This is a genomic window from Micromonospora sp. U56, assembly GCF_018070095.1.
Lineage (GTDB): Bacteria > Actinomycetota > Actinomycetes > Mycobacteriales > Micromonosporaceae > Micromonospora > Micromonospora purpureochromogenes.
The window spans coordinates 25,339-44,244 of sequence record NZ_JAGPYL010000054.1 but is presented as its reverse complement, the minus strand read 5'-3'; the positions used below and the strand labels follow the sequence as shown (position 1 = coordinate 44,244).

Here is an 18,906-nt window from a genome sequence, read left to right as displayed (position 1 = left end):
GGCGAGCACCGGCCGGCCGGCCGGCCGGTGCTCGTCGAGGCGGCCGGGCTCGCCGCCGGCCGGGACGCCCTGCTCTACGTGCAGGTCGCGCCGCCCGCCGGCGGCGGGACCGACTTCGTGGACGCGCTGCTGGCCGGGGTGCGGGTGCGCGCCACCGGCGACTAGACCACCACCACGGCGACCGGGTGCGCCTCGCCGCCCTGCGGGATGGTCACCCGGACCGTGCCGGCGCGCAGGAACCGGATGTCCACCACCCCGGCCTCGTAGCTGCGGGAGACCAGGTCCTCCCGGTCCACGGTCCCCTCGCCCGGGCCGATGCCCTGGATGCGCAGCACCGCACCGGCGGCCAGACACAGCGACTTCAGCAGGGCCACCTCGGTCTCGGCGAGGACCAGGTCGTAGCGGACCGGGCCGAGACAGGCGCTCGACCGCGGGCTCGGCGACGGTGAGCGCGTACCCCTGCGGCGGGTCGGCGCGGGTCCGACCGGTGCGGGCGGTCGCGGCGTGGCGGCGAGGGTGGCCGGGCCGGGGAGTGCGGACGGGGCCGGCGCGGCGGGGGTCGACGGGGTGACCGCCGGGGTCGGCGGCCGCACCGGCAGCGGCGCGACCGGGGTCTGCCCGCAGGCCGCCACCGACGCGAGCACGGCCAGCGTGGCCACCGGACCCGACGAGCGGCGGGCGGCCGCGAGCAGCGCGACGGTCCGGCGGTGCCGGGTCTCAGTCACCGGACATCCGCTGCCGGACCTGCCTCCGGGCCAGGTGGACGCGGGACTTCGCGGTGCCCTCCGGCACGTCGAGCAGGGCGGCGATCTCGCGGTAGTTCAGCCCGAGCACGTCGCGCAGCGTCACCGCTTCGGCGAGTTCGGGGCGCACCGCGTCCAGCGCGTCGAGCAGGTCCAGCCGGGTGCCGGCAACCACGCTGGTTCGCCTCGGGTCGGGCGGATCGGGCAGCGGCACGCCGCCGGACTCGACCAGCCAGCGCCGGCGCAGCGCCCGGTACGTCGACCGGGCCCGGTTGGCGGTGAGCCGGTAGAGCCAGGTGTGGAACGACGACCGGCCCTCGAAGCGGCCGACGCCCCGGGCGAGTGCGAGCAGGGCGTCCTGGCACGCCTCCTCGGCGTCCTCCCGGTGGGGCAGCAGGCGGGCGCAGAGCCGCAGCACCTCGGGACGCACGGCCGCCAGCAGCGCCTCGACCGCGCCCGGTTCGCCGCGCGCGGCCGCCCTGGCCAGGTCGTCGATGTCGTCCGCGAGAAGCATCACACCGTCCCCCGGTCCGCCGGTGCGCCGTGCCGTCCAGGCTACGGCGGCGCCGGCCTTCCCGGGATCCCGAGTCGGGCAGCCGACCCGGCCGCGACCCCCTCGGGCGGGCTCTCCGGGAGATCCACACCACCCGGCGGCGGTCTGTCCGCGCGGTGCGCTGGAGACGTCCGTGGGCCCGGGGATAGGGTGGGCCGACCGACTTCCGACCACCCATGAGACCGACCCGGGGGGGCGCCACGCATGGGCGATTCGTTCGCGCATCTGCACGTACACACCGAGTACTCGATGCTCGACGGGGCGGCCCGGCTCAAGGACCTCTTCGCCGAGGCGAACCGGCTCGGGATGCCGGCGGTGGCGATCACCGACCACGGCAACATGCACGGCGCGAACGACTTCTACAAGCAGGCGATGGACGCCGGCATCACCCCGATCCTCGGCGTCGAGGCGTACGTCGCGCCGGAGTCGCGCTTCCACAAGGCGCGGGTCAAGTGGGGCCGGCCGGAGCAGAAGAGCGACGACGTCTCGGGTAACGGCGCCATCACCCACAAGACCATGTGGGCGAAGAACGCCACCGGCCTGAAGAACCTCTTCACCCTCAACTCGCGCGCCTCGATGGAGGGCCACTACGTCAAGTGGCCCCGGATGGACATGGAGCTGATCGCCGAGCACGCCGAGGGCATCATGGCCACCACCGGCTGCCCTTCCGGCGCCGTGCAGACCCGGCTGCGGCTGGGCCAGTTCGACGAGGCGCTCAAGGTCGCCGCCAGCTACCAGGACATCTTCGGCAGGGAGAACTACTTCCTGGAGATCATGGACCACGGCCTCTCGATCGAGCGCCGGGTCCGCGACGGGCTCACCGAGATCGCCCGCAAGCTGGACATCCCGCCGGTGGTCACCAACGACTCGCACTACACCCACGAGGCCCAGGCCACCGCGCACGACGTGCTGCTCTGCGTGCAGACCGGCAGCAACATCGACGACCCGAACCGGTTCCGGTTCGAGGGCGGCGGCTACTTCATCAAGTCCGCCGAGCAAATGCGCGCGGTCGACTCCTCGGAACTGTGGCAGCAGGGCTGCCGCAACACCCTGCTGGTCGCCGAGAAGGTCGACCCGGCCGGCATGTTCGAGTTCCACAACCTGATGCCGCGCTTCCCGGTGCCCGAGGGGGAGACCGAGGAGTCCTGGTTCCGCAAGGAGACCTTCGCCGGCCTGGCCCGCCGCTACCCCAACGGGATCCCGGAGGGGCACGTCGCGCAGGCCGAGTACGAGCTGGGCGTCATCAACCAGATGGGCTTCCCCTCGTACTTCCTCGTGGTCGCCGACTTCATCCAGTGGGCCAAGAGCCAGGGCATCGCGGTGGGCCCGGGCCGTGGCTCGGCCGCCGGCTCGCTGGTCGCGTACGCCCTGGGCATCACCGACCTGGACCCGATCCCGCACGGCCTGATCTTCGAGCGGTTCCTCAATCCCGAGCGCGTCTCGATGCCCGATGTCGACATCGACTTCGACGAGCGCCGGCGCGGTGAGGTGATCAAGTACGTCACCGACAAGTGGGGCGAGGACAAGGTCGCCCAGATCGCGACCTTCGGCACGATCAAGGCGAAGGCCGCGATCAAGGACTCGGCCCGGGTGCTCGGCTTCCCGTACGCGGTCGGCGACCGGATCACCAAGGCGATGCCCCCGGCGGTGATGGGCAAGGACATCCCGCTCTCCGGCATCTTCGACCCGAAGCACCCGCGCTACGCCGAGGCCGGCGAGATCCGTGGCCTCTACGAGTCCGACCCGGACGTCCGGAAGGTCATCGACACCGCGAAGGGCATCGAGGGGCTGATCCGGCAGACCGGCGTGCACGCCGCCGGCGTCATCATGTCCGCCGAGCCGATCATCGACCACATCCCGCTGATGCGCCGGGACGCCGACGGGGCGATCATCACCCAGTTCGACTACCCGACCTGCGAGTCGCTCGGGCTGTTGAAGATGGACTTCCTCGGCCTGCGCAACCTGACGATCATCGACGACGCGGTCAAGAACATCCAGCTCAACCACGGCCGGGAACTCGACCTGCTGGCCCTGCCGCTGGACGACAAGGCCGCCTACGAGCTGCTGGCCCGGGGTGACACCCTCGGCGTGTTCCAGCTCGACGGCGGGCCGATGCGCTCCCTGCTGCGGCTGATGAAGCCGGACAACTTCGAGGACATCTCCGCCGTGCTGGCGCTGTACCGGCCCGGCCCGATGGGCGTCGACTCGCACACCAACTACGCGCTGCGCAAGAACGGCCTCCAGGAGATCACCCCGATCCACCCGCAGCTGGAGGAGCCGCTGCGGGAGATCCTGGCGCCCACCCACGGCCTGATCGTCTACCAGGAGCAGGTGCAGCGCGCCGCACAGATCCTCGCCGGCTACACCCTGGGCCAGGCCGACCTGCTGCGCCGGGCGATGGGCAAGAAGAAGAAGGAGATCCTCGACAAGGAGTTCATCCCGTTCCGGGACGGCTGCCGCGAGCGCGGCTACTCCGACGAGGCGATCCAGGCGGTGTGGGACGTGCTGGTCCCGTTCGCCGGCTACGCCTTCAACAAGGCGCACTCCGCCGCGTACGGGCTGGTGTCGTACTGGACGGCGTACCTCAAGGCGCACTACCCGGCCGAGTACATGGCGGCGCTGCTCACCTCGGTCGGTGACGACAAGGACAAGATGGCGCTCTACCTGTCGGAGTGCCGCCGGATGCGGATCCAGGTCCTGCCGCCGGACGTGAACACCTCGGCCGGGCCGTTCACCCCGGTCGGCCAGGACATCCGCTTCGGTCTCGCCGCCGTCCGCAACGTCGGCGCGAACGTGGTGGCCGCGATCATGCGGTGCCGGGAGGAGAAGGGCGAGTACGCCGACTTCTACGACTTCCTCGCCAAGGTCGACGCGGTGGCCTGCAACAAGAAGACCATCGAATCCCTGATCAAGGCCGGCGCCTTCGACTCGCTCGGGCACACCCGCAAGGGCCTGCTCGCCGTGCACGCCGACGCCATCGACGCGTACGCCGACGTCAAGCGCAAGGAGGCGGTCGGCCAGTACGACCTCTTCGGCGCCGGCTTCGGCGACGCCGACACCGGCGGCAGCACCACGGTCATGCCGACCATCGCGGGCAACGAGTGGGACAAGCGGGACAAGCTCGCCTTCGAGCGGGAGATGCTCGGCCTCTACGTCTCCGACCACCCGCTCTTCGGCCTGGAGCACGTCCTCAATGCGGCGGCGGACTGCACCATCGCTTCCCTCTCCGAGGAGGGCACCGTCCCGGACGGCGCGGTGGTCACCCTGGCCGGCATCCTCTCCGGCGTGCAGCGCCGGGTCACCAAGCAGGGCCGGGCCTGGGCCTCGGCCACTTTGGAGGACCTGGCCGGCGGCGTGGAGACGCTGTTCTTCCCGAACACCTACGAGGTGATCGGGCAGTACATCGCCGAGGACGCCATCGTGGTGGTCAAGGGTCGGGTGGACCGCCGCGACGACACGCCGCGGATCATGGCGATGGACATGTCCATGCCGGACGTCAGCAGCAACCCGGCCAACAAGCCGGTCACCCTCACCATCCCGGTGCACCGCTGCACGCCGCCGCTGGTGGAACGGCTCAAGGAGACCCTGGTGCTGCACCCCGGCGACACCGAGGTGCACGTCAAGCTGCTCAACGGCGGCAAGACCACCACGCTGCGGCTGGGCCCGTTCCGGGTGGCGGCGACCACCGCGCTGATGGGCGACCTGAAGAGCGTGCTCGGCCCGGCCAACGTGAGCTGACCCGGCCGGGGGACGTCGCGCCAGGGTGGCGGGCAGCCGCTCGCCGATCTACCTGACCATGGCGCCACCTCCACCGGTAGCGATGCTGCCGGTGGAGGTGGCGTCGTGGCTTCGCGCCGGTGCGAGATGTCAGGACCGAGCGGACCGTCAGTCCCAGCTGTCGATCTTGACGTCGTGGGGGTGCGGAGCGCCCTTTCCGGTCTCGATCAGCGACTTCAGGCTCAGCAGGTAGACCGCCCACTTGGTGCTGCAGTGGTGCATGAAATCCACCGGCTCCTTCCAGCCCCGGTGGCTGAAGAGCACGACGGCGTAGTCGTCGACCTGAGCGAGGCGCCAGTCCACCTGCGTGCCGATCCACTCGTCAGGTCCGTCGACCACCTCCCACAGCACGCGCCTGCCGGGGTCGAGCTCGAGGACCTTCATGTCGAATCCGCCGGCTGCGAACCGGAACTGGAGCACGCCGCCGGGGCCGTCGCCGACGCCCCCGGTGTTGGTCGTCCACCAGCCGGCGAGTCCCTCGACGGTGGTCAGGGCCGTGTAGACCTCGGCCGTGGACGACGTGATTCCGACTTTGTGCAGGATGTCCACCATGTTCGATCCTTCTCTCTGGTGTCGGTTCTCGGATGACCCTCATGACGTCACTGCTGGGTGCCGCGCTGGTCCTTCGTGCGCTGGACAGCCTCGGCGATCCGCTTGATGCGCCGGAGCCGGCCGTCCCACGCCGCTCCGACCGAGGACAGTTGCGCGACCGCCCGGGCGAGCTGCGCCTCGTCCACCCGGTACCTTCGCTCGCGCCCGGCGGGGGTGGAGCGCACCAGGCCCACCCGGTCGAGCACGCCGAGGTGTTTCGCGATGGCCTGCCGTGTCACGGGCAGCCGCTCGCTGAGGCTGGTGGCCGTGCCGTCGCCATCGGCCAGGAGCAGGTCGAGCATCCGCCGACGGGTCGGATCCCCCACCGCGGACCACAGGTCGTCGTCGACGGCGGCGGTCACCGGGTCGACACCAGCCGGGCCAGGTACTCCCCGAGCCGGGGGACGAAGGTGTCCCAGCCGGCGACGTGGTCGCGGTACTGCTCCTCCAGCTTCGCGGCCTCCCAGCCCATCTCCCGGAACCCGGTCTCGGTGAGCCGGATCCTGGTGCCCGTGCCCGACGGGGTGAGTTCGAAGGTGACCAGCAGCGAGTTGGCCCGGTCGTCGACCTGGCCCTCGGGGTGACACCAGCGGAACGAGAACAGTCGAGGGGGCTCGGCGTTCACCACGACCATCGGGACGACCTGTGCCCGGTCGCCCCAGACGAGCTCACCGACCGCGCCGGGAGTCGCCTCGAAGTCGGCGTCGTCGGTCCACCACTGCGACATGTGCTCGGGGCTGCTGACGACCTCGAAGACCACCTCCGGCGAGGCGTCGACGTGGATCTCCCGTTCGATGCTGCCGTACTCCATGCTCCGCCACTCCTTGATATGCAACCCTTGGTTGCACGTCACGCTAGCCGACCGCCCGTCATCGCGCAACCATCGGTTGCTTCTCAGGGGATGAGCAACCGCCCCGGCGGCAGGCCCGGGCGACCGGGTCGACCCAAGGACCGAGGCGAGCCGCGGCACGTCGGTTGACCAATGACGGCGGGGGCTCCGGTGGCTACGGTCGTGGGTGTCGAGGTTTCCCGACCACTCGAGGAGTGATCGTATGCCCCCCTCTCCGTCCCGGCTCTTCGCGGAGATCGCGACCGCCGAGCGGCCGGCTCAGACCACAGTGGTCATGCGTCGTGCCGTGGTGCTGGGCGGCAGCATCGGCGGACTGATGGCGGCTCGGGTGTTGAGTGACCACGCCGAGGAGGTGCTGATCATCGAGCGCGATCCGTCCGACGTGAAGGACGGGCCCCGGCCGGGCGTGCCGCAGGGCAGCCAGGTGCACGCGCTGCTGCCCGCCGGTCAGATCCAGTTGGAACGGTGGTTTCCCGGCATCGTCGACGAGGCGCACGCGCTCGGTGCCCCGCCGCCACCCAGCGACGAGGGCGCGGCGAAGATCTTCGTGAACGGTGTGCTGGGGCTGCCGCCGGCACCGTCCGGCACCGGTCCGACGCTGATCACCACGCGACCGTTCCTCGAGGCGCTGGTCCGGCGGCGGACCCTCGCCGTGGACAACATCCGGATGGTGTACGGCCGTGCGGACGGCCTGGTCCTCGCCGACCGGCGCGTCACCGGCGCCCGGTACGTGCCCGAGGGCGGTGGTGAGCCGGTGGTCGAACCGGCGGACCTGGTGGTCGACGCGATGGGACGGTCCAGCCGGCTGAGCGACTGGCTGGCCGACAACGGGTGGCCCCGCCCGCCGATGCGGCGGATGCCGATCAAACTGAACTACGCGACCGCGCTCTTCAAGCAGGACGAGAAGGTCAGCGACGCCTGGGTGGTGGTCTACCACACCATGGCCGGCAAGGGTCGTACCGCTCGGATCGGTGGGATCAACTCGGTCGAGGGGGACCGCTGGATCATGTTGGTGGCCGGCTACGACGAGGACCGGCCCAGCCGCGACGTCGCCGACTTCACCGCCCGCTGCCGGGAGCACTATCCGCAGATGTTCGGTGACATCGCGGAGTACGGTGAGATGCTCGGCGGCGTGGTCACGTACCACCAGGCTGACAGCCGACGCCGGGACTTCCACAAGCTCGACCGGATGCCCGCCGGACTGGTTGCCGCCGGGGACGCGATCGCCTCCTTCAACCCGGTGTACGGCCAGGGCATGACCTCCGCGATGCTGCACGCCTCCTGCCTGTCGGCGTACCTCCGGTCCAGCCCGAACCTGCACGAGGAGCCGGCGCGGGCCTACTTCGAGCGGGTCCGGGTGATCGTCGATGCCGCCTGGCAGACCTCCACCACCGCCGACATCGAGCTTCCGCATGTCGACGGGCCGTATCCGCCGGGGTACCGGGTCACCAAGTGGTTCGGTGACCTGCTCTTCCGGACCTCGCTGACCGATCCGGTGCTCAGCGCCCGGCTGGGCCGGGTCACCACCATGCTCGACCATCCGGCGACGCTGAGCCAGCCCGGCACCCTGCTCCGGGCGCTCCGGCTCGGCCTGTTCCGGCGCCCTGCCGCCACCGGGTCGGCCAGCAACCTCCGGCAGTCCTAGCAGTCGCCAGACCGGTCAGTGCGTGCCGATGTGCCGCAGGCCGCCGGTCGCCGATTGGCCGTGCCCATCCGACGCCACCCCGCCTAGCGTCGGTGCCGTGGACATCGAGCAGGCGCAGCAGTTGTGGAAGCCGGAGCCCGGCTGGTTGAACACCGCCTCCTACGGGCTCCCGCCCGAGCCGGCCTGGACGGCATTGCAGGAGGCGCTGGCCGACTGGCGGATCGGGAGCACTTCCTGGGAGGGCTGGGGGCAGTCGGTGGACCGGGCCCGGGCCGCGTTCGCCGGCCTGGTCGGCGTACCGGCCGGGGACGTGGCGGCCGGCGCGGCCGTGTCCCAGCTCCTCGCACCGGTCGCGGCGGCCCTCCCGGCGGGCGCGAACGTGGTGGTCCCCGAGGTCGAGTTCACCTCGAACCTGTTTCCCTGGCTGGCTCAGCAGGAGCGCGGCGTCACGGTCCGCACCGTGCCGCTGACGGGGCTGGTCGACGCGATCGACGCCGACACCGATCTGGTCGCGTTCAGCCTGGTGCAGTCCGCCGACGGCGCCGTGGCGGCGTACGACGAGATCGTGGCCGCGGCCCGGGCGCACGGTGCGCTGGTCGCGGTGGACGCGACCCAGGCGTGTGGTTGGCTGCCGTTCGACGGGAGCCGGGCCGACGTGGTGGCGGTGGGCGGGTACAAGTGGCTGATGGGCCCGCGCGGTTGCGCGTACGCCTACCTGGCGCCCGAGCTGCGCGAGCGGCTGCGTCCGGACGCCGCCGGCTGGTACGCGGGCGCCGACCCGCACGCCTCCTACTACGGCCCGCCGCTGCGGCTGGCGGACGACGCCCGCCGGTTCGACATCTCGCCCGCCTGGTTCAGCTGGGTCGGCGCGGCGCCCGCACTGGAGGTGGTCGCCGAGATCGGCGTGCCGGCGATCCGGGCGCACGACGTGGCGCTGGCCAACCGGTTCCTGGCCGGGCTGGGTCGGCCGCCGGGGGAGAGCGCCATCGTCGCCGTGGACGTGCCCGACGCCGAGCAGCGGCTGGAGCGGGCCGGAATCCGGGCGGCGGTGCGCGCCGGGCGGGTCCGCGCCTCCTTCCACGTGTACTCCAGCGAGGCCGATGTGGACGCCGCCCTGACGGCGCTGACCGGCTGAGCCCGCTCAGGTCACGTGGCGGGCGAGCGTGCGGGTGGGCGGCTGTCATCGCCGCCCACCCGAGCAGTCCGGCTCACCGGGCCGCCAACTCCTCGACCCTCGTCACGGTTCGACCTGGCCGAATCAGGCACCGGGGCAGGCGGGGAACCGAGGAGCCGGCGCGGACTCAGGCCAGGTGACCGCCGATCTTCGTGTACCCGCGCAGCAGGTCCCGCGAGATGATCAGCCGCTGCATCTCGTCGGTGCCCTCGAAGATCCGGTAGAGCCGCACCTGCCGGTACCAGCGCTCGACCGGCAGTTCGCGGGTGTAGCCCATGCCGCCGTGGATCTGGAGCACCCGGTCCACCACCCGGTTGACCATGCCGGCGCCGTAGAGCTTGCCCATCGAGGAGGCGTGCCGGGGGTCCATGCCCTGGTCGACCGTCCAGGCGGAGCGCAGCACCAGCCAGCGGGCCGCCTCCAGCTCGGTCTCCGAGTCGGCGATCATCCACTGGATGGCCTGGTTGGTGCCGATCTTCGCGCCGAAGGTCTCCCGGGTGTTGGCATAGTCGATGGCCATCTGCAACGCCCGCTCGGCGATGCCGATGGCGTGCGACGGGATGGTGTAGCGGCCCTTGCCGATCCACTCCATGCCCAGCGTGAAGCCCTGCCCGATCTCGCCGAGGATGTTGCGGTGCGGCACCCGTACGCCGTCGAAGATCAGCGACGCCGGCCCGCCCTCGCCCATCGTCTGGATGAACTCCGAGCGCCAGCCCATCGCCCGGTCCACCAGGAACGCGGTCGCCCCGCCGTTGCGGGCGCCCTTCTCCCGGTCGGTCACCGCGACCACGATGGCGAAGTCGGCGTCGTTGCCGTTGGTGATGAAGGTCTTCTCGCCGTCGAGGATCCAGTCGTCGCCGTCGCGGCGGGCCGACAGCCGGATGTTGGCCGCGTCCGAGCCGGCCCCCGGCTCGGTGATGGCGAAGCAGGAGATCCGTTCCCCCTCGATGGTGGGGATGAGGAACTCCCGCTTCTGCTCCTCGGTGGCGTGGAAGAGGATGTTGTCGGCCTCGCCGCCGAAGCGGAACGGCACGAAGGTGCGGCCCAGCTCGGTCCAGATCAGCGACTGCATGACGGCGGGCAGGTCCATCCCCCCGTACTCCTCGGGGGTGGCCAGCCCCCAGAAGCCGAACTTGCGCGCCTTCTGCTGGAGCTCGCGCAACTCGGCGTGCTCCAGGCCGGGCTGGTGCGCGCGCTCGCGGCGCAGCACCTCCTGTTCCAGCGGCATCACCTCGCGGGTGATGAACGATCGGACGGTGTCGCGGACCGCCCGCTCCTCGTCGGTCAGTGAGAAGTCCATGCTGATCCCTTCCGCCGTCGTGGCTGCGTCCCGCTTAAACTAGCGGTGTAAGTTTTCTGTCGTCCAGACCCCCGAGGAGTCGACGTGCCCCGACCCCCGCAGCCGGTGCTCACCCGGGACCGGATCGTCGCTGCGGCCCTGGCCCTGATCGACGCCGACGGGCTGGCCGCCTTCTCCACCCGGCGGCTCGCCGCCGCGCTCGGCGTGCGGGGTCCCTCGCTCTACAACCACTTCGCCAACCGGGAGGCCATCCTCGACGCGGTCGCCGAAAGCGTCACCGTCGCCGTGGACATCGGCTTCTTCGGCCGCCACGACTGGCGCGAGGCGCTGCGCCGCTGGGCCTGGTCGTACCGGGCGGCGCTGACCGCCCACCCGAACGTCGTGCCCTACCTGGCCCAGGGCCCCGGGCGGCGGCCGGCCGCGCTGGCCATGGCCGACGCCGTCTACGGGGCACTGGTCAAGGCCGGCTGGCCGCCGGCCCGGGCCACCCACGTCGGCGCGGCGATGCGGTACTTCGTCGCCGGGTCGGCGCTCGGCTCATTCGCCCGCGGCTTCGTCGAGGACCCGGAGCTGTACGCCGCGCACTACCCGCACCTGGGCCAGGCGCACCGGCTCGCCGAGCACCAGCGCAGCGTGGACGAGGGTGCCTTCGCCCTCGGCCTCGACGCGCTGCTGCACGGCCTCGCCGCCGAACACCGGCGCGTACTCGCGGTGGAACCACCCGGGGCGAACGGGTAGCGTCAAAACTCCCAGCGCTAGTTTCCTCACCCCCGAAGGACGACATGGATCTCGCCGCCGCGCCCCCCGCGCTCCTGGTCCGCCGTCACCTCTATCTCGGCGGCGCCTGGGCCGACCCGTCCGAGACCGAGCCGATCGACGTGGAGAACCCGGCCACCGGGGAGACCGTCGGGCGGGTGCCGGCCGGCACCCCGGCCGACGTCGACCGGGCCGTCGCCGCCGCCCGGGCCGCCTTTCCCGGCTGGGCGGCCACCGCGCCGGCCGAGCGCGCCGCCCACCTCGACCGGCTGCTCGCCGCGCTGACCGCCCGCGCCGAGGACATCGCCCGGACCGTCGCGCTCGAACTCGGCACCCCGCTCAAGCTGGCCGCCCGGGTGCAGACCGGCCTGCCGCTGACCGTGCTGCGCGACTGCGTCGAGCTGGCCGCCCGACCGCCCGCCGAGGAGACGATCGGCAACTCGCTCGTCGTTCGCGAACCGGTCGGCGTGGTCGGCGCGATCACCCCGTGGAACTACCCGCTGCACCAGGTCGTCGCCAAGCTGGCACCCGCCCTGGCCGCCGGCTGCACGGTGGTGCTCAAGCCCAGCGAGCTGACCCCGCTGACGGCGTACCTGCTCTTCGACGCGGTCGCCGAGGCCGGGCTGCCCGCCGGTGTGGTCAACCTGGTGCCCGGCACCGGGCCGGTGGTCGGCGAGGCCCTGGCCGCCCACCCGGACGTGGACATGGTCTCGTTCACCGGGTCCACCACCACCGGCCGGCGGATCGCCCACCTCGCCGCCGACCGGATCGCCCGGGTGGCCCTGGAGCTGGGCGGCAAGTCGGCCAACCTGATCCTCGCCGACGCCGACCTGCCCACCGCCGTCAAGGTCGGGGTGGGCAACGCGCTGCTCAACTCCGGGCAGACCTGCACCGCGTGGACCCGGATGCTGGTCCACCGCGACCGGTACGACGAGGCACTCGACCTGGTCGCCCGGGCCGCCGCGGCGTACCGGCCGGGAGATCCGTTCGACCCGGACACCCGGCTCGGCCCGCTGGTCTCCGCCGCCCAGGCCGAGCGGGTGCGCGGCCACGTCGACCGCGCCCTCGCCGACGGGGCGCGCCTGGTCTGCGGCGGCCCGGACGCCCCGCTGCCGCCCCGGGGGCACTTCGTCGCCCCGACCGTGCTGGCCGACGTGCACCCCGACAGCGCGCTCGCCCAGGAGGAGGTCTTCGGCCCGGTGCTCGCCGTCATTCCGTTCGGCGACGACGACGAGGCCGTCGCCATCGCCAACAACTCCCGCTACGGCCTGGCCGGCGCGGTCTGGTCCGCCGACGCCGACCGGGCGCTGGCGGTGGCCCGGCGGCTGCGTACCGGCCAGGTGGACGTCAACGGCGGCGGGTTCAACCCGCGGGCGCCGTTCGGCGGCTACAAGCAGTCCGGCCTGGGCCGGGAGCTGGGCCCGTACGGCATCGACGAGTTCCGCGAGATCAAGGCGATCCAGCGGTGAGGGCGCTGGTCGCCCGCGCGCCCGGCGCGCCGCTGCGCGTCGAGGAGATCCGCCTGCCCGCGCCCGGCCCCGGCGAGCTGCGGGTCCGCGTCCGCGCCGCCGGCGTCTGCCACTCCGACCTGTCCATGGTCAACGGCACCCTCGCGCCCGCGTACCCGCTGGTGCTGGGGCACGAGGCGGCCGGCGTGGTGATCGAGGCCGGCCCCGGCGCCGCCGTACCGGTCGGCACGCAGGTGGTGCTCAACTGGGCGCCCGCCTGCCGGCGGTGCTGGCACTGCCGGCACGGCGAGCCGTGGCTCTGCGCCGCCAACACCGCCCCGGCCGTACCGCGCGGCGAGACCGCCGACGGCGAGGCGTTGCACGTCACGCTCGGGCTCGGCGCGTTCGCCGAGGAGGTGGTGGTGCCCGAGGCCGCCGTCGTCGCCGTCCCCGACGACCTGCCGCCGGAGCGGGCCGCGCTGCTCGGCTGCGCCGTGCTCACCGGCACCGGCGCGGTCCGCAACACCGCCCGCGTCGCCGCCGGCGAGTCGGTCGCGGTGATCGGCCTCGGCGGGGTCGGCCTGTCGGTGCTCACCGCCGCCCGGGCCGCCGGCGCCGCCCCGATCGTCGCGATCGACGTGGCCGAGGCCAAGCGGGGCCTGGCCCTCGCCGCCGGGGCGACGCACTTCCTCGCGCCCGACGACCGGCTGTCGAAGGAGATCCGGGCGCTCACCGAGGGGCGCGGCGTCGACCACGCCTTCGAGTGCGTGGGGCGGGCGGCCACCATCCGGACCGCCTGGCGGCTCGCCCGGCGCGGGGGAGCGGTGACCGTGGTGGGCATGGGCGGCAAGGACGACCTGGTCAGCCTCTCCGCGCTGGACATCTTCCACTCCGCCCGGACGCTGCGTTCCTCGGTGTACGGCTCGTCCGATCCCGATCGGGAGGTGCCGGGCCTGGCCCGCGAGGTCGGCGACGGCACGCTCGACCTGACTCCGCTGATCAGCGGGCTGGTCACCCTCGACGAGGCGGCGGAGGCGTTCGACCGGCTCGCCCGGGGCGAGGGCGCCCGCTGGGTGGTCACCTTCCCCGACTGACCCGGTGGGCCGCCGTCGGAGTCCCGGGAGCGTGGGCGTGGCCGGCCGCCCCCTGCGGGCGTGGCCGGCCACGCCAGCCACGCCCCCGTGGGTCAGGTGGCCGGGCCACATGGGAGCGGTCTCCCAGACCATCCGCTCACGCCTGTCGATCCCCTGCGGACGGCTCCCGAACGGTGCTCATGTCGGCCGGCCCCGCGCCGACCGGTCGGAAAGTGTGGCGGACCGACATGGCTGCACTCCGGCCGTTCCCCGTAGGTTTCCTCCACGCGACGGCCCTGTGACCCCGGTCACCGACCCGGTCGTCGCCAGTGACCTGCGGAGGATGAGGCGATGGCCGGGCAAGCGCTCCTGTCGGCGCGCGGGCTGACCCGTGACTTCCGGGGCTTCCGTGCGGTCGACCACGTCGACCTCGACATCGCCCCGGAAAGTGTGCACGCGCTCGTCGGCCCCAACGGTGCCGGCAAGACCACCCTGTTCAACCTGCTCACCGGCTTCCTGCCGCCGACCGAGGGTCGGATCGAACTGGACGGCCGGGACGTCACCGGCCTGCCCCCGGAGCAGGTGGCCCGGCTCGGGGTGGCCCGCTCGTTCCAGATCACCAGCCTGTTCCCGCAGCTGTCCGCCCGCGAGCACGTCGAGCTGGCGTTGCAGAGCTCGAGCGGGCTCGGCTGGCGGTTCTGGCGGTCGGCCAAGCTGATGGGCCGCTACCGGGAGCGGGCCGACGAACTGCTGGACATGGTCGGGCTCGGCGCGCTGGCCGAGGCCCCGGCCGAGGCGCTGGCGTACGGGCGCAAGCGCGCCCTGGAGCTGGCCATCGCCCTCGCCCTGGACCCGAAGGTGCTGCTGCTCGACGAGCCGACTGCCGGGATGGGGCTGGAGGACGTCGACCGCACGGTGGAGCTGATCGCCCGGGTCCGGGCCGGCCGCACCGTGGTGATGGTCGAGCACAACATGAGCGTCGTCGGCCGCCTCGCCGACACCGTCACCGTGCTGCAGGCCGGCACGGTGCTGGTCGAGGGCCCGTACGAGCAGGTCCGCGCCGACGAGCGGGTCATCACCGCCTACCTGGGAGCCGCTGATGCTGCGCATTGACACCCTCTCCGCCTTCTACGGCGAGGCGCAGGTCCTGCGGGACGTGAGCCTGGAGGTCGCCGCCGGCGAGGTGGTCACCCTGGTCGGGCGCAACGGCGCCGGCAAGTCCACCCTGCTGCGCTGCGTGATGGGGCTGCACCCCGGCCAGCGCGGCACCGTCGAGCTGGACGGGCGGGACATCAGCCGGTTGCCGGCGTACAAGCGGGCGCGGCTCGGCCTCGGCTGGGTGCCCGACGACCGGGGCGCGTACGCCACCCTCAGCGTCACCGAGAACCTGACGCTGCCGCCGCGGGTCGGCCCCGACCCGTGGCCGCTGGAGCGGGTGTACGAGGCGTTCCCCGCCCTGTACTCCCGGCGCGACTCGGCGGCGACCATGCTCTCCGGCGGCGAGCAGCAGATGCTCGCCCTGGCCCGGGTGCTGCGGATGGGCGCCCGGCTGCTGCTCTGCGACGAGCCCACCGAGGGCCTGTCGCCGCTGCTCGTGCAGCAGGTGGGCGACCTGCTGCGGGAGGCCAAGAAGCACGGGGTGACCGTGCTGCTGGTCGAGCAGAACCTGCACTTTGCCACCGGCGTCGCCGACCGGCACTACCTGCTGGCCGAGGGACGCGTCGTGGAGGCGATGGCGAACTCCGAGGTGCGCTCGCGGGAGCGCGAGTTGCTGGCGTACCTCGGTATCTGAATTTTCGACGGCTGACCCGCGCGGTGTCCGCGCGGTACGAAGGGGATTGACATGCGTAGGAGCGTGGGTGTGGCCGCCGCCTCGGCGGCGGTGGTGCTGGCCGCGGGTTGCGGCGGCGGTGGGCCCCAGTCCGGCGGCGACCAGAAGCTGACCGGCGACAAGATCGTGCTGGGCGTGCTCAACGACCAGTCCGGGGCCTACTCGGAGCTGTCCGGGAAGAACTCGGTCAAGGCCGTGGAGATGGCCATCGCCGACTTCAAGGCCAAGCACGGCGACAAGGCGGTGACCACCGACATCATCGTGGAGACCGCCGACCACCAGAACAAGCCGGACGTGGCCAACGCCAAGGCCCAGGAGATGTACGACCGCAAGGGCGTCGACCTGATCCTCGACGTGCCCACCTCGTCGGCCGCGCTGAAGGTCGCCGACGTGGCGAAGGAGAAGAAGAAGCTCTACTTCAACATCGGCGCGGCGACCACCGACCTGACCGGCAAGAGCTGCAACAAGTACACGTTCCACTACGCGTACGACACGTACATGCTGGCCAACGGCACCGGCAAGACCACCACCGAGCAGGTCGGCAAGAACTGGTACATCCTCTACCCGAACTACGCCTTCGGCCAGGACATGGAGAAGAGCTTCACCGCCGCCATCACCGCCGCCGGCGGCACCGTGGTCGGCAAGGACGGCGCGCCGTTCCCGAACACCACCGGCGACTACTCGACGTTCCTGCTCAAGGCGCCGACGCTGAACCCCAAGCCGCAGGTGCTCGGCACCATGCAGGCCGGCGCCGAGCTGGTCAACGTGGTCAAGCAGTACAACGAGTTCAAGCTGCGGGACAAGGGCGTCGGCCTGGCGGTCGGCCTGATGTTCATCACCGACATCCACTCGCTCACCCCGGCCGCGCTGGCCGGCACCACCTACACCGACGCCTGGTACTGGAACTTCGACCAGCAGAACCGGGAGTTCGCCGACCGGTTCCAGAAGGAGACCGGGACCCGGCCGTCCTTCGCGCACGCCGCCAACTACTCCGCGGCGATGCAGTACCTGGAGGCCGTGCAGGCCGCCGGCACCGACGACGCGGACACCGTGGTCAAGGGGCTGGAGGGCAAGGAGGTCAACGACGTCTTCCTGCGCAACGGCAAGATCCGCGCCGAGGACCACCGGGTGATCCACGACGCGTACCTCGCCCAGGTGAAGCCGCAGGCCGAGGTCGCCGAGCCCTGGGACTACGTGAAGGTGCTCAAGACCATCCCGGCCGCCGAGGCGTTCCGCGCCCCGTCCCCGGACTGCAAGCTGTGACCGGTTTTCTCCAGAACACGTTCAACGGGTTGGTGAGCGGGGCGTTCTACGCCCTGCTCGCCCTCGGGCTCGCGGTCATCTTCGGCATGCTCCGGGTGGTGAACTTCGCCCACGGCGCGTTCTACATGCTCGGCGCCTTCGGCGCGTACGTGCTGCTGGCCGAGGCGGGCGTGCCGTTCTGGGCGGCCCTGGTGATCATGCCGGTGGCGCTCGCCGTGGTGGGCATGATCCTGGAACGGGCCGTCATCCACCGGCTCACCCGACTCGACCCGCTCTACAACTTCCTGCTCACCTTCGGCCTGACGCTGATCCTGCAGGACCTGGTGAAGACCCGCTACGGCGTGCAGTCCAGCCCGTACGCCACCCCGGACGAGCTCAGCGGCTCGGTCGACTTCGGACTCTTCGACTTCCCGACGTACCGGGTCTTCATCCTCGGCTTCGCGGTGCTGCTCTGCGTCGCGGTGTGGTGGGTGCTCACCCGTACCCGGATCGGCATGGTGGTCCGGGCGTCGACCGAGCGGCCCGAGCTGACCCGGGCGTTCGGCATCGACGTCGGGCGGTGGGTGACCCCGGTCTTCGGCTTCGGCATCGGCCTGGCCGGGCTCGCCGGCGTGCTCGCCGCCCCGATGCGGGCGGTGAACCCGCTGATGGGCGCCGACCTGATCATCGTGGTCTTCGCGGTGGTGGTGATCGGCGGCCTCGGCTCGATCTTCGGCTCGGTCGCCGCCGGCTTCGGCATCGGTCTGGTGCAGGCGTGGGGCGAGGCGTACCTGTCCGAGTTCCCCATCGTGTCCCAGACGATCGTCTTCGTCGTGATGGCCGCCGTGCTGCTCTGGCGGCCGGCCGGGCTGTTCGGCCGTGAGGAGGCACCGGCATGACCAGCACCGTCGACACCCCGGCCGAGGCGAGCCGGCCGGCCCCGCCGTCCGGGCTCCTCGCCGTCGCCCGCGCGCCCGGCTGGGTCCGGTACGCGCTGCTCGCCGCCGGGCTGGCCGCCGCGCTCTGGCTGCCCAACGGGCTCTACCCGGCGGTGGCGGTGGACATCCTCTGCTGGGCGCTCTTCGCCGTGTCGGTGGACCTGCTGCTCGGCTTCACCGGGCTGATGTCCTTCGGGCACGCGGCGTTCTGGGGCACCTCGGCGTACCTCACCGGCCTGGTCGCCATCCACGCCGGCCTGCCGTTCCCGGTCGCCGTGCTGGCCGGGGCGCTCGGCGCGGCGGTGCTCGCGCTGCCCATCGGCTACCTCGCGGTGAAGCGGACCGGCATCTACTTCGCCATGGTCACGTTGGCCTTCGCGCAGATGGTCTACTACGTGGCCAACGAGTGGCGTTCGGTCACCAAGGGCGAGAACGGCCTGCAGGGCGTGCCCCGGTCGCTGTTCGGCCTCGACCTGACCGACGACTACTACTTCTACTACGCGATCCTGCCGATCGTGCTGCTCGGCCTGGCCGCCGCCTGGCGGATCACGCACTCGCCGTTCGGCCGGGTGCTGGTCGGCATCCGCGACAACCCGGCCCGGGCGCGTGCCCTCGGCTACCCGGTGCACCGCTACAAGCTGACCGCGTTCGTGCTCTCCGGCTTCATCGCCGGTCTCGGTGGCGGGCTCTTCGCCGTCGGGCACCGGTTCGTCTCCCTCGACGTGCTGCACTGGACCACCTCCGGCAAGGCGGTCATCGTCGTCGTGCTCGGCGGCATCGGCACGCTGTGGGGCGGGGTGCTCGGCGCGGCCGTGGTGGTGCGGTTGGAGGACTGGCTGTCGTTCTCCGGATTCGAGGCGATCGGCCTGGTGACCGGCAGCATCTTCGTCCTGGTCGTGCTGTTGTTCCGCCGCGGGTTGTGGGGCACCGTCTCCGCCCTGGCGCTGCGCTGGATGGCCGCCCGCCGCAGATGAAGTCCCGCGAC

Annotated in this window: 17 protein-coding genes; 11 read left to right on the top strand and 6 right to left on the bottom strand. The window is 72.1% G+C overall.

The genetic code is table 11. From position 1 onward, the window contains the following. Positions 1–161: 161 nt before the first annotated feature. Positions 162–725, bottom strand: coding sequence for a hypothetical protein (locus KBX37_RS18925; protein WP_307849121.1), 564 nt, complete (start codon positions 723–725; stop codon positions 162–164). Next, positions 718–1,257 carry an RNA polymerase sigma factor gene (locus tag KBX37_RS18920; RefSeq protein ID WP_210777269.1) on the bottom strand — a complete coding sequence of 180 codons (540 nt, stop codon included), beginning with the start codon at positions 1,255–1,257 and terminating at the stop codon, positions 718–720. The genes KBX37_RS18925 and KBX37_RS18920 overlap by 8 nt, the downstream gene beginning before the upstream one ends. Before the next feature lie 243 nt (positions 1,258–1,500). On the opposite strand from KBX37_RS18920, the gene dnaE reads away from it, so the two are divergent. Next, positions 1,501–5,034, top strand: coding sequence for a DNA polymerase III subunit alpha (dnaE, locus tag KBX37_RS18915; RefSeq protein WP_210777268.1), 3,534 nt, complete (start codon positions 1,501–1,503; stop codon positions 5,032–5,034). Between the two features lie 147 nt (positions 5,035–5,181). Here dnaE and KBX37_RS18910 read toward each other — a convergent pair whose 3' ends face one another. The 3 genes from KBX37_RS18910 to KBX37_RS18900 are packed head-to-tail and all read right to left on the bottom strand — an operon-like array spanning position 5,182 to position 6,475. Beyond that, a complete protein-coding gene (locus KBX37_RS18910; RefSeq protein WP_210777267.1) occupies positions 5,182–5,625 on the bottom strand; it encodes an SRPBCC domain-containing protein in 444 nt (147 codons plus the stop codon). Positions 5,626–5,672: 47 nt separating this feature from the next. Next, on the bottom strand, positions 5,673–6,026 hold the full coding sequence (locus KBX37_RS18905) for a metalloregulator ArsR/SmtB family transcription factor (RefSeq protein WP_210777266.1): 354 nt from the start codon (positions 6,024–6,026) through the stop codon (positions 5,673–5,675). After that, positions 6,023–6,475 carry an SRPBCC family protein gene (locus KBX37_RS18900; protein WP_210777265.1) on the bottom strand — a complete coding sequence of 151 codons (453 nt, stop codon included), beginning with the start codon at positions 6,473–6,475 and terminating at the stop codon, positions 6,023–6,025. Before KBX37_RS18900 ends, KBX37_RS18905 begins: the two co-directional genes overlap by 4 nt. A gap of 241 nt (positions 6,476–6,716) precedes the next feature. Between KBX37_RS18900 and KBX37_RS18895 the strand changes: the two genes are divergently transcribed. Both KBX37_RS18895 and KBX37_RS18890 read left to right on the top strand, forming a co-directional pair. Continuing rightward, entirely contained in the window at positions 6,717–8,159 is a 1,443-nt protein-coding gene (locus tag KBX37_RS18895) for an NAD(P)/FAD-dependent oxidoreductase (RefSeq protein WP_210777264.1), read from the top strand. 97 nt (positions 8,160–8,256) lie between these two features. Next, positions 8,257–9,294, top strand: coding sequence for an aminotransferase class V-fold PLP-dependent enzyme (locus KBX37_RS18890; protein ID WP_210777263.1), 1,038 nt, complete (start codon positions 8,257–8,259; stop codon positions 9,292–9,294). A gap of 166 nt (positions 9,295–9,460) precedes the next feature. On the opposite strand, the gene KBX37_RS18885 is transcribed toward KBX37_RS18890, so the two are convergent. After that, positions 9,461–10,633 (bottom strand): acyl-CoA dehydrogenase family protein, encoded by a 1,173-nt coding sequence (locus KBX37_RS18885; protein ID WP_210777262.1) that lies wholly within the window; start codon positions 10,631–10,633, stop codon positions 9,461–9,463. 84 nt (positions 10,634–10,717) lie between these two features. On the opposite strand from KBX37_RS18885, the gene KBX37_RS18880 reads away from it, so the two are divergent. The 8 genes from KBX37_RS18880 to KBX37_RS18845 all read left to right on the top strand — a co-directional run bounded on the left by KBX37_RS18880 (position 10,718) and on the right by KBX37_RS18845 (position 18,895). After that, positions 10,718–11,371 carry a TetR/AcrR family transcriptional regulator gene (locus KBX37_RS18880; protein WP_088962792.1) on the top strand — a complete coding sequence of 218 codons (654 nt, stop codon included), beginning with the start codon at positions 10,718–10,720 and terminating at the stop codon, positions 11,369–11,371. Between the two features lie 44 nt (positions 11,372–11,415). Next, positions 11,416–12,858, top strand: coding sequence for an aldehyde dehydrogenase family protein (locus tag KBX37_RS18875; protein WP_210777261.1), 1,443 nt, complete (start codon positions 11,416–11,418; stop codon positions 12,856–12,858). Further along, a complete protein-coding gene (locus KBX37_RS18870; RefSeq protein WP_210777260.1) occupies positions 12,855–13,931 on the top strand; it encodes an alcohol dehydrogenase catalytic domain-containing protein in 1,077 nt (358 codons plus the stop codon). Before KBX37_RS18875 ends, KBX37_RS18870 begins: the two co-directional genes overlap by 4 nt. Positions 13,932–14,261: 330 nt before the next feature. Continuing rightward, a complete protein-coding gene (locus tag KBX37_RS18865) occupies positions 14,262–15,023 on the top strand; it encodes an ABC transporter ATP-binding protein (protein ID WP_210777259.1) in 762 nt (253 codons plus the stop codon). Then, a complete protein-coding gene (locus tag KBX37_RS18860; protein WP_210777258.1) occupies positions 15,010–15,702 on the top strand; it encodes an ABC transporter ATP-binding protein in 693 nt (230 codons plus the stop codon). Before KBX37_RS18865 ends, KBX37_RS18860 begins: the two co-directional genes overlap by 14 nt. A 51-nt stretch (positions 15,703–15,753) precedes the next feature. Next, positions 15,754–17,004 (top strand): ABC transporter substrate-binding protein, encoded by a 1,251-nt coding sequence (locus KBX37_RS18855; protein ID WP_210777257.1) that lies wholly within the window; start codon positions 15,754–15,756, stop codon positions 17,002–17,004. Beyond that, positions 17,001–17,882, top strand: coding sequence for a branched-chain amino acid ABC transporter permease (locus KBX37_RS18850; protein WP_154938178.1), 882 nt, complete (start codon positions 17,001–17,003; stop codon positions 17,880–17,882). The genes KBX37_RS18855 and KBX37_RS18850 overlap by 4 nt, the downstream gene beginning before the upstream one ends. Continuing rightward, entirely contained in the window at positions 17,879–18,895 is a 1,017-nt protein-coding gene (locus tag KBX37_RS18845) for a branched-chain amino acid ABC transporter permease (RefSeq protein ID WP_210777256.1), read from the top strand. Before KBX37_RS18850 ends, KBX37_RS18845 begins: the two co-directional genes overlap by 4 nt. Positions 18,896–18,906: the final 11 nt, after the last annotated feature.